Origin of the sequence: Nocardia sp. NPDC005825, assembly GCF_040630175.1 — a bacterium.
Lineage (GTDB): Bacteria > Actinomycetota > Actinomycetes > Mycobacteriales > Mycobacteriaceae > Nocardia.
On the sequence record NZ_JBEXXC010000025.1, the window covers coordinates 59,064 to 67,551 of the forward strand.

Annotated in this window: 7 protein-coding genes; 4 read left to right on the forward strand and 3 right to left on the reverse strand. The window is 70.0% G+C overall.

Going from position 1 to position 8,488, the window contains the following annotated elements; genetic code table 11:
* Positions 1 to 161: 161 nt before the first annotated feature.
* Together ABZ382_RS35430 and ABZ382_RS35435 are read left to right on the forward strand one after the other, a co-directional pair.
* On the forward strand, positions 162 to 1,823 hold the full coding sequence (locus ABZ382_RS35430; RefSeq protein WP_357098348.1) for a PspC domain-containing protein: 1,662 nt from the start codon (positions 162 to 164) through the stop codon (positions 1,821 to 1,823).
* The gene (locus ABZ382_RS35435; protein ID WP_357098351.1) at positions 1,816 to 2,016 is read left to right on the forward strand and encodes a hypothetical protein; all 201 of its coding nucleotides are present in this window, start codon (positions 1,816 to 1,818) and stop codon (positions 2,014 to 2,016) included. The genes ABZ382_RS35430 and ABZ382_RS35435 overlap by 8 nt, the downstream gene beginning before the upstream one ends.
* A 129-nt stretch (positions 2,017 to 2,145) precedes the next feature.
* On the opposite strand, the gene guaA is transcribed toward ABZ382_RS35435, so the two are convergent.
* On the reverse strand, positions 2,146 to 3,705 hold the full coding sequence (gene guaA, locus ABZ382_RS35440; RefSeq protein ID WP_357098354.1) for a glutamine-hydrolyzing GMP synthase: 1,560 nt from the start codon (positions 3,703 to 3,705) through the stop codon (positions 2,146 to 2,148).
* Between the two features lie 315 nt (positions 3,706 to 4,020).
* Here guaA and ABZ382_RS35445 point away from each other — a divergent pair, with 315 nt between their 5' ends.
* Positions 4,021 to 4,845, forward strand: coding sequence for an alpha/beta hydrolase (locus tag ABZ382_RS35445; RefSeq protein WP_357098357.1), 825 nt, complete (start codon positions 4,021 to 4,023; stop codon positions 4,843 to 4,845).
* Positions 4,846 to 4,919: 74 nt separating this feature from the next.
* On the opposite strand, the gene ABZ382_RS35450 is transcribed toward ABZ382_RS35445, so the two are convergent.
* Together ABZ382_RS35450 and guaB are read right to left on the reverse strand one after the other, a co-directional pair.
* Positions 4,920 to 6,053 (reverse strand): GuaB3 family IMP dehydrogenase-related protein, encoded by a 1,134-nt coding sequence (locus tag ABZ382_RS35450; protein ID WP_357098360.1) that lies wholly within the window; start codon positions 6,051 to 6,053, stop codon positions 4,920 to 4,922.
* Positions 6,054 to 6,132: 79 nt separating this feature from the next.
* The gene (guaB, locus tag ABZ382_RS35455; protein WP_357098363.1) at positions 6,133 to 7,677 is read right to left on the reverse strand and encodes an IMP dehydrogenase; all 1,545 of its coding nucleotides are present in this window, start codon (positions 7,675 to 7,677) and stop codon (positions 6,133 to 6,135) included.
* A gap of 334 nt (positions 7,678 to 8,011) precedes the next feature.
* Between guaB and ABZ382_RS35460 the strand changes: the two genes are divergently transcribed.
* Positions 8,012 to 8,425: a DUF5319 domain-containing protein gene (locus ABZ382_RS35460; RefSeq protein WP_029923780.1), complete on the forward strand. Its 414-nt coding sequence runs from the start codon at positions 8,012 to 8,014 to the stop codon at positions 8,423 to 8,425.
* The last annotated feature ends 63 nt before the right edge of the window (positions 8,426 to 8,488 follow it).

The following is an 8,488-nucleotide window of genomic DNA, read 5'->3' on the forward strand; positions in this document are numbered from 1 at the left end:
TCGGGATGGTCGCCCGGTATTCGGCGAGGGCAGGTAGGTGCGGTCGGCCTGGTCGGGGGCGGGTGTGAACCGTTGTCGACCGGGGTGCGGGGCAAGTTCAGGTGGGCATTCAGGGTCATCCCCGATGTGCCTGGACGGGGGGCGACAGCACGATGGATGGCATGACGAGAACGAGCGACTGGTCCAAGGGTGCTGGGCGTACCGGCTTCTCCGATCAGATTCAGGATCTGTGGCAGACGCGGCCGGTGCGGTTTCCCAAGGACGGGCCGATCGCGGGCGTCGCCGTCGGGTTCGGCCGGCGCTACAACGTGGACCCGGTGCTGGTGCGGGTGGCGTTCGTGGTGTCGGCGCTGTTCGGCGGGGCGGGGGTGGTGCTCTATCTGCTGGGGTGGCTGCTGCTGAACCAGGCCGGAGACCAGTCCTCGGCGGCGGAGTCGCTGTTCGGGCGCGGCCAGGCGTCGCAGCCCTCGTCCAAGACCATCGTGCTCATGGTGGCGTTGGGGATCGCTGTGAGCACGATGGGTCCCGTCGGGGTGGGACTCGGCGGGTCCGGGGTGATCAGTTTCGCGCTCATGCTGGGCGGGTGGTGGCTGCTGTATCAGCGCCAGATGCAGCCGCCCGCAGGCTATTTCGAACCGTCGGCGATCACCGATCCGTTCAACACCGGGTATCCGGGCACCGCGAGCCCGTACTGGACGGGGTATCCGGGCACCAATGCGGTGACCTTCCAGACGTACGGGCCGTACACCACGCTGCCCGACCACTACGAGCCCGACCCGAACCACCCGGCCGCCGCCGCCCCGGAGCCGGAACCGGTTGCCACGCAGAAGCTTCCGGAGTCCGAGCAGGTCACCGAAGTACTGGAGACCCGGTACGCGCCCGCGTCGTCGGTGTCCGACACCGTTATCCTGCGCAAGTCCGAATCCGCTTCGGGCCCCGGCACTTCGGAGCAGTCGGACGAACCGGAGGAGGCACCGGCGACGGCTGTCGATCTCACCAAGCCGAAGACCGATGACGATGACGGCGGCACCCCCGAGCCCCCCTCGGCCCCGCCGACCGACGTCGAACCCCCTACCCTGCACCGGATTCCGCCGGCCGCCGACCGCCCGCGCGCCGGATTCGGCCCCGCCCCGATCTCCCCCGACTTCGGCCCCACCCCGCCCGGCTGGGATCCCCTGGGCGTGGCCCCGCTGGCCTGGCAGCTGCCCGAGCCGACCACGCCGGTCCAGCAGCAGGTCGTCCAGGCTCCCCCGGCCCGTCCGCGGTCCCGGCTGACCCCCGTCACCATCGGTCTCGCCATCCTGGCGGCCGCCGCGGCGGGTTCGATGGCCGCGTCGGGCGTGGATTGGATGACGCCCGGCCGGATCGGCGCCGCCGCCCTGGCCGTGGTGGCCGTGGGCCTCATCGTGGGCGCGTTCCTGCGCCGCGGCTACGGCCTGATGGTGGTGCTGGCCCCGCTGGCCGGTTTCGTGATCCTGGCCTCGCTGATCGGCCCGATCCAGTTCGACGAGGGCGCGATGGGCGACCACAAGTGGTCCGCCGCATCCGATTCCGAGCTGCTGCCCGTCTACCACATCTCGATGGGATCGGGCACCCTCGATCTGAGCCGGCTGAAGCTGACCGAGGATCGCGCGGTCGAGGTGAAAGTGCGCATGGGCGACGCCCGTGTGATGCTGCCGCCGGACCTGCGCGTCAACACGACCTGCAATGTCCGCATGGGTGATTCGAACTGCCCGAGCGGAATCTCGGGCCCGGCGACGGGCCCCGTCCTGAACCTGACCGTCGACGTGCAGATGGGAAACGCGGAGGTGAACCGTGGCTGAGAACAAGAATCGCCGACCCTCGTTCGCACTACTGCTGGCCGGCCTGCTGGGCCTGGGTGTGAGTGTGTGGGCCTTCATCGGCCCCCACTTCTGGCCCGTCTCCGGCGGTCTGTCGCTGGGCTGGATCGTGGTGATCGCCGCCATCGTGGTCGGCGTGATCCTGGTGCTCAGCCCGAAGAAACACCGGGAGTAGACCGCACGCGCCGCCCCCACCCCCTCGCCGGGGGCGGCGTCGCCCTCCTTCCCGGAACTGCCCTTCCGAGAAGGCCGAAGGCCCCGCACCTTTCGCAGGTGCGGGGCCTTCGCGTGCAGCGGGGAGCGCTCACTCCCATTCGATGGTGCCCGGCGGCTTGCTCGTCACATCGAGCACGACGCGGTTGACGTCGGCCACCTCGTTGGTGATGCGGGTGGAGATCCGCTCCAGCACCTCGTAGGGCAGGCGGGTCCAGTCGGCGGTCATGGCGTCCTCGGACGACACCGGGCGCAGCACGATCGGGTGGCCGTAGGTGCGGCCGTCGCCCTGCACGCCGACGCTGCGGACATCGGCCAGCAACACCACGGGGCACTGCCAGATCGACTTGTCCAGCCCGGCGGCGGTGAGCTCCTCGCGCGCGATGGCATCGGCCTGGCGCAGCAGCTCCAGCCGATCGTGGGTCACCTCGCCGATGATGCGGATGGCCAGACCCGGGCCCGGGAACGGCTGGCGCGCAACGATTTCCTCGGGCAGCCCCAGCTCGCGGCCGACCGCGCGCACCTCGTCCTTGAACAGCAACCGCAGCGGCTCGACGAGCGCGAACTCCAGATCGTCGGGCAGACCGCCGACATTGTGGTGCGACTTGATGTTCGCGGTGCCCGCGCCGCCGCCCGACTCGACCACGTCCGGGTACAGGGTGCCCTGCACCAGGAACTCGACCTTGGTCTCGCCCTGCTCGCCGACCACCTCGGAGACCGCGTCCTCGAACGACCGGATGAACTCCCGGCCGATGATCTTGCGCTTCTCCTCCGGATCGGTGACGCCCTTCAGCTCACCCAGGAACTTGTCGACCGCGTCGACGGTGACCAGCTTGGCCCCGGTCGCGGCGACGAAATCACGCTGCACCTGCTCGCGCTCGCCGGCGCGCAGCAGACCGTGGTCGACGAACACACAGGTGAGACGGTCACCGATGGCCCGCTGCACCAGCGCGGCCGCGACCGCGGAGTCCACACCGCCGGACAGGCCGCAGATGGCGTGGCCGTCGCCGACCTGCTCGCGCACCTGGGCGATGAGCGCCTCGGCGATATTGGCGGGCGTCCACGCGCCCGGGATGCCGGCGATCTCGTGCAGGAACCGGCTCAGCACCTGCTGGCCGTGCGGCGAGTGCAGCACCTCCGGGTGGTACTGGACGCCGGCGAGCTTGCGCACCCGATCCTCGAACGCGGCGACCGGCGCGCCCGCGGAGGTCGCGGTCACCTCGAACCCGGCGGGCGCGTCGGTGACGGCGTCGCCGTGGCTCATCCACACCGGCTGCCGGGTGGGCAGGCCGCCGTGCAGGATGCCGCCGTCGACGCTGAGCTCGGTGCGCCCGTACTCGCGAGTCCCGGTGTGCGCCACCGTGCCGCCGAGCGCCTGCGCCATGGCCTGGAAGCCGTAGCAGATACCGAAGACCGGCAGGTCCAGATCGAACAGCCGCGCGTCCAGCTGCGGCGCGCCCTCGGCGTACACGCTGCTGGGTCCGCCGGAGAGGATCACGGCGAGGGGCTGCTTCTCCGCGATCTCCTCGACGGTGATCGTGTGCGGCACCACCTCGGAATACACACTCGCTTCGCGCACCCGGCGCGCGATCAGCTGCGCGTATTGCGCGCCGAAATCGACAACAAGGACTGGTCGCTGGGTTTCTGCCACCCGCACAGTCTAGTGAGCGAGATAGGACACACTCCCCCCGGGCGACCCCCGCTCCCGCCCGCCCCGACCTGCGCGCGAATCACGGTGGACCGCCACCCCGGGCCGGAGTGCGCCGCGGCCTCGGAAGCGGTAGCCCGCCCGGCCCGGAAGTGGTGGCATCGGGACGGTATTCGCGCCGGAGGTGTTCGGGATAGGGCCTTCCGCCCTCGCGTGGACGGTAATTCCTACCCGGCCGCGGGGGCCGAGCGACACCCGCTGTGCCGGTGGGCAGGAAAGCTCGCCGGTTTGTCACCGGTGCTGGCTATCCTCTACCTCGTGCCATTCGCCCGTGCGATCGATGCCGAGATCCACTACGAGGACAGCGGGGGCGAAGGTCCGGTGGTGCTGTTGGGGCACGAATTCCTCATGGACCGAACGATGTTCGCGTCGCAGCAGGCGGCGTTGACTCCGGAGTTCCGGATCGTGACCTGGGATGCGCGCGGACACGGCCGCACCCGCGACGAGGGGCTGCCGTTCACCTACTGGACCTCCGCCCGGGACGCGCTGACCGTACTGGATCAGCTGGGCGCGGAACGGGCCGTCGTGGGCGGAACCTCCCAGGGCGGTTTCATCGCGCTGCGCACCGCGCTGCTGGCCCCCGACCGGGTCGCCGCCCTGGTGCTGCTGAGCAGTGAGGCGCACGAGCCCACCGCCGCCGAACTCGCCAATGCCCGAAAGTTTCTGGACAAGTGGCACGAGGACGGCCCCCGCCCCGCGCTCGCCGAATACCTGGCCCGCTGGCTCATCGGCGACGACGACTGGTACCGCGCCGTCTGGGTGAAACGCTGGCTGGCCCGCGACCCGTCGGCCACCGAGATCGCCGCGGGCGCGCTGCTGGGCCGCGACTCGGTGCTGGAGCGACTACCCGAAATCACCTGCCCCACTTTGGTCATCCACCCGACCCGCTCGGGCGTGCCCCGCTCGCACGCCCGGGAACTGGCCGAACGCCTGCCCCGCGCGCACTATCTGGAGATCGACGGCGCCCGGCAGACGGTGAACATGACCCACCCGGTGGCGGTGAACTCGGCGATCCGAGAGTTCCTCCGCGATATCGCGGTACCGCCGCTGCGCGATTTCAGCGCTTGGCCAGGCAGCCGCTGACCCGACCCCGGATACGACTCGCGCCCTTGCGCATTCGAGTGAATGCCCAAGGGCGCGAGTTCAGGGTCTGATCGCTAGCCGCGCACGTTCAAACCGACCTTCTGGAATTCCTTGAGGTCGCTGTACCCGGTCTTGGCCATCGAACGACGCAGGCCGCCAACCAGATTCAGCGAGCCGAACGGGTCGTTGGACGGGCCGTTGAGGACCTGGTCCAGCGGGACCCGCTCCTCGTCGACCGCGTACGGCAGCACCGCGCCGCGCGGCACCGACGGGTGCGCGGCGGCCGAAGGCCAGTACCAGCCGTTGCCCGGGGTCTCGCGGGCCATGGCCAGCGGCACGCCCAGCATGACCGCGTCCGCGCCGCAGGCGATGGCCTTGGCGACGTGCCCGGAGGTCAGGGTCTCGCCGTCGGCGATGACGTGCACGTAGCGGCCGCCGGTCTCGTCCAGGTAGTCGCGGCGCGCGGCGGCGGCGTCGGCGATGGCGGTGGCCATCGGCACGCCGATGCCGAGCACCTCACCGGTGGTGGTGGAGCCCTGCATCGAGCCGTAGCCCACGATGACGCCGGCCGCGCCGGTGCGCATCAGGTGCAGCGCGGTGCGGTGATCGGACACGCCGCCCGCGACCACCGGCACATCCAGCTCGGCGATGAAGGTCTTGAGGTTCAACGGCTCCCCGTCGCCCACGTGCTCGGCGGAGATGATGGTGCCGTGCACGACCAGCAGGTCGATCCCCGCCTGCACCAGGCTCGGGGTGAGGGCGCGCGCGTTCTGCGGGCTGACCCGCACCGCGGTGGTGACGCCGGCGGCGCGCACCTCGGCGACCGCCGCGGCCAGCAGGTCGGCCTTCATCGGCGCGGCGTGCAGCTCCTGCAGCAGCGCGACCGCCGCCTCGGTGCCTTCCTTCTCCGCGACCTCGGTCAGCTGCTGCACCTTGGCGTCGACGTCGGCGTGCCGGGCCCACAGGCCCTCACCGTTGATGACGCCCAGGCCGCCGGCCTTGCCCAGTTCGATGGCGAACTTCGGCGAGACGAGCGCGTCGGTGGGATGCGCGAGGAACGGGATCTCGAAGCGGTACGCGTCGAGCTGCCAGGCCAGCGACACCTGCTTGGAGGAGCGGGTCCGGCGCGAGGGCACGATGTCGATATCGTCCAGCTCGTAGGTGCGCCGAGCCGTCCGGCCCATGCCGATCTCGACCATATCGCGCATCGTGTTTCATTCCTTTCGAGTTCGATTGCCGGACATGACAAAACCGGTCCGCGGCGATGCGCGAACCGGTTCGGTCCGGCTACGAACGAGTGGTGTAGTTGGGAGCCTCGACGGTCATGGTGATGTCGTGCGGGTGCGACTCCTTCAGGCCCGCCGCCGTGATCTGCACGAACTGGGCCGCCTGCAGATCCGGAATGGTCTGCGCGCCGGTGTAACCCATGGCCGCGCGGAGACCGCCGACCAGCTGGTGGATCACCTGGTCCAGCGGGCCGCGGAACGGCACCCGGCCCTCGATGCCCTCGGGCACCAGCTTCTTCTCCGACAGCACGTCGTCCTGGAAGTAGCGGTCCTTGGAGTAGGACTTGGCCTCGCCGCGTCCCTGCATGGCGCCCAGCGAACCCATGCCGCGGTAGCTCTTGAACTGCTTGCCGCCCACCAGGATCAAATCGCCCGGCGACTCGGCGGTGCCGGCCAGCAGCGAACCCAGCATGACGGTGGAGGCGCCGGCCGCGATGGCCTTGGCGATGTCACCGGAGTACTGCACGCCGCCGTCGGCGATGACCGGCACACCGTGCGGCTTGCACGCCGCGGTGGCCTCCAGGATCGCGGTGATCTGCGGCGCGCCGACACCGGCGACCACGCGGGTGGTGCAGATGGAGCCGGGGCCCACACCCACCTTCACCGCGTCGACACCGGCTTCGACGAGCGCCAGCGCGCCCGCGCGGGTGGCGACATTGCCGCCGACGATCTGCACGCGGTCGCCGACCTCGGCCTTGATCTTGGAGACCATCTGCAGCACGCCCGACTGGTGGCCGTGCGCGGTGTCCACGATGAGCACGTCCACGCCGACCTCGGCCAGCGTCATGGCGCGCGCCCACGCGTCCTCGCCGACACCGACGGCGGCGCCGACCAGCAGTCGGCCGTCGCGGTCCTTGGTGGCGTTCGGGTACTGCTCGGTCTTGACGAAGTCCTTGACCGTGATGAGCCCGCGCAGCTTGCCGGAGCCGTCGACGATCGGCAGCTTCTCGATCTTGTGGCGGCGCAGCAGGCCCAGCGCGGCCTCGGCGGTGACGCCCTCCTGCGCGGTGATCAGCGGCGCCGGGGTCATCACCTCGGCGACCTTGCGGTCCTGGTCCACCTCGAACCGCATATCGCGGTTGGTGATGATGCCGACCAGCATGCCGCGCTCGTCCACCACGGGCAGACCGGAGATGCGGAAGCGGGCGCACATGGCGTCGACCTCGGCGAGGCTGTCGTCGGGGCGACAGGTGACCGGGTCGGTCACCATGCCCGCCTCGGACCGCTTCACGGTCTCGGCCTGCGCGGCCTGCGCCTCCACCGACAGATTGCGGTGCAACACGCCCATACCGCCCGCGCGCGCCATGGCGATGGCCATGCGCGCCTCGGTGACGGTGTCCATGGCCGAACTCACCAGCGGGGTCCGCAGCGAGATGTCGCGGGTCAGCTTGCTGGAGGTGTCGACCGAACTCGGGATCAGATCGGAGGCCGCGGGAAGCAGCAGCACATCGTCGAAGGTGAGGCCGAGCATGGCGATCTTGTTGGGATCGTCGCCGCCCGTATGGGGGCGGCCTGCGTTACGTTCGCCCGTCACGGGACTGCTCATTCGGATCGACCCCTCCTGGACCTCGGCAACACCCACCGGGCCGGGTCCCGGCGGATGCGTAGATGAATGGCAATGCCGGCGATTGCTACCCGGCCTTTGGTCAACCATGGTATCCGTCCGTGAATTCCTGGCCGCACCCGCGCCCGGACCGCCGTCGGCGGCTGTCCCGGCGGCCGCATCCGCTGCGTTTTGTCGGCTCTGCCATTACTGTGTCGGCTGTCACGACACGACCGTGCCCGCCCACGCCAGCAAAGTGCGCTGTACCACCAGCGAAGTGGAGGCAAATCCCCTTCAGCGCTGGCGCACAGGGGGTGGTTCTGCGTACCGTGGGACTGTGCGTGACCATCTACCACCTGGCTTGCCGCCGGATCCATTCGCCGGAGACCCCTCCGACCCGTCGGCCGCGCTCGATGCCATCGAGCCGGGGGAACCGCTGGATCCTCACGAGCGCCTAGCGGTCGAAGAGGATCTCGCCGACCTCGCGGTGTACGAGGCACTGCTGGCCCACCGCGGCATCCGCGGTCTCGTGGTCAGCTGCGAGGACTGCCGGCAGGATCACTACCACGACTGGGACATGTTGCGCGCCAACCTCCTCCAGCTTCTGGTGGACGGCACGGTGCGACCGCACGAACCCGCCTACGACCCGACGCCCGAGGCCTACGTCACCTGGGACTACTGCCGCGGCTACGCGGACGCTTCCATGAACGAGGCACTGCACGGCGACGGATTCGACGGATTCGACGTCTGATTCATCGGAAAGGGCCTGCATCCCCTGGGGATGCAGGCCCTATCCGTTGTCGACTGAAGAAAC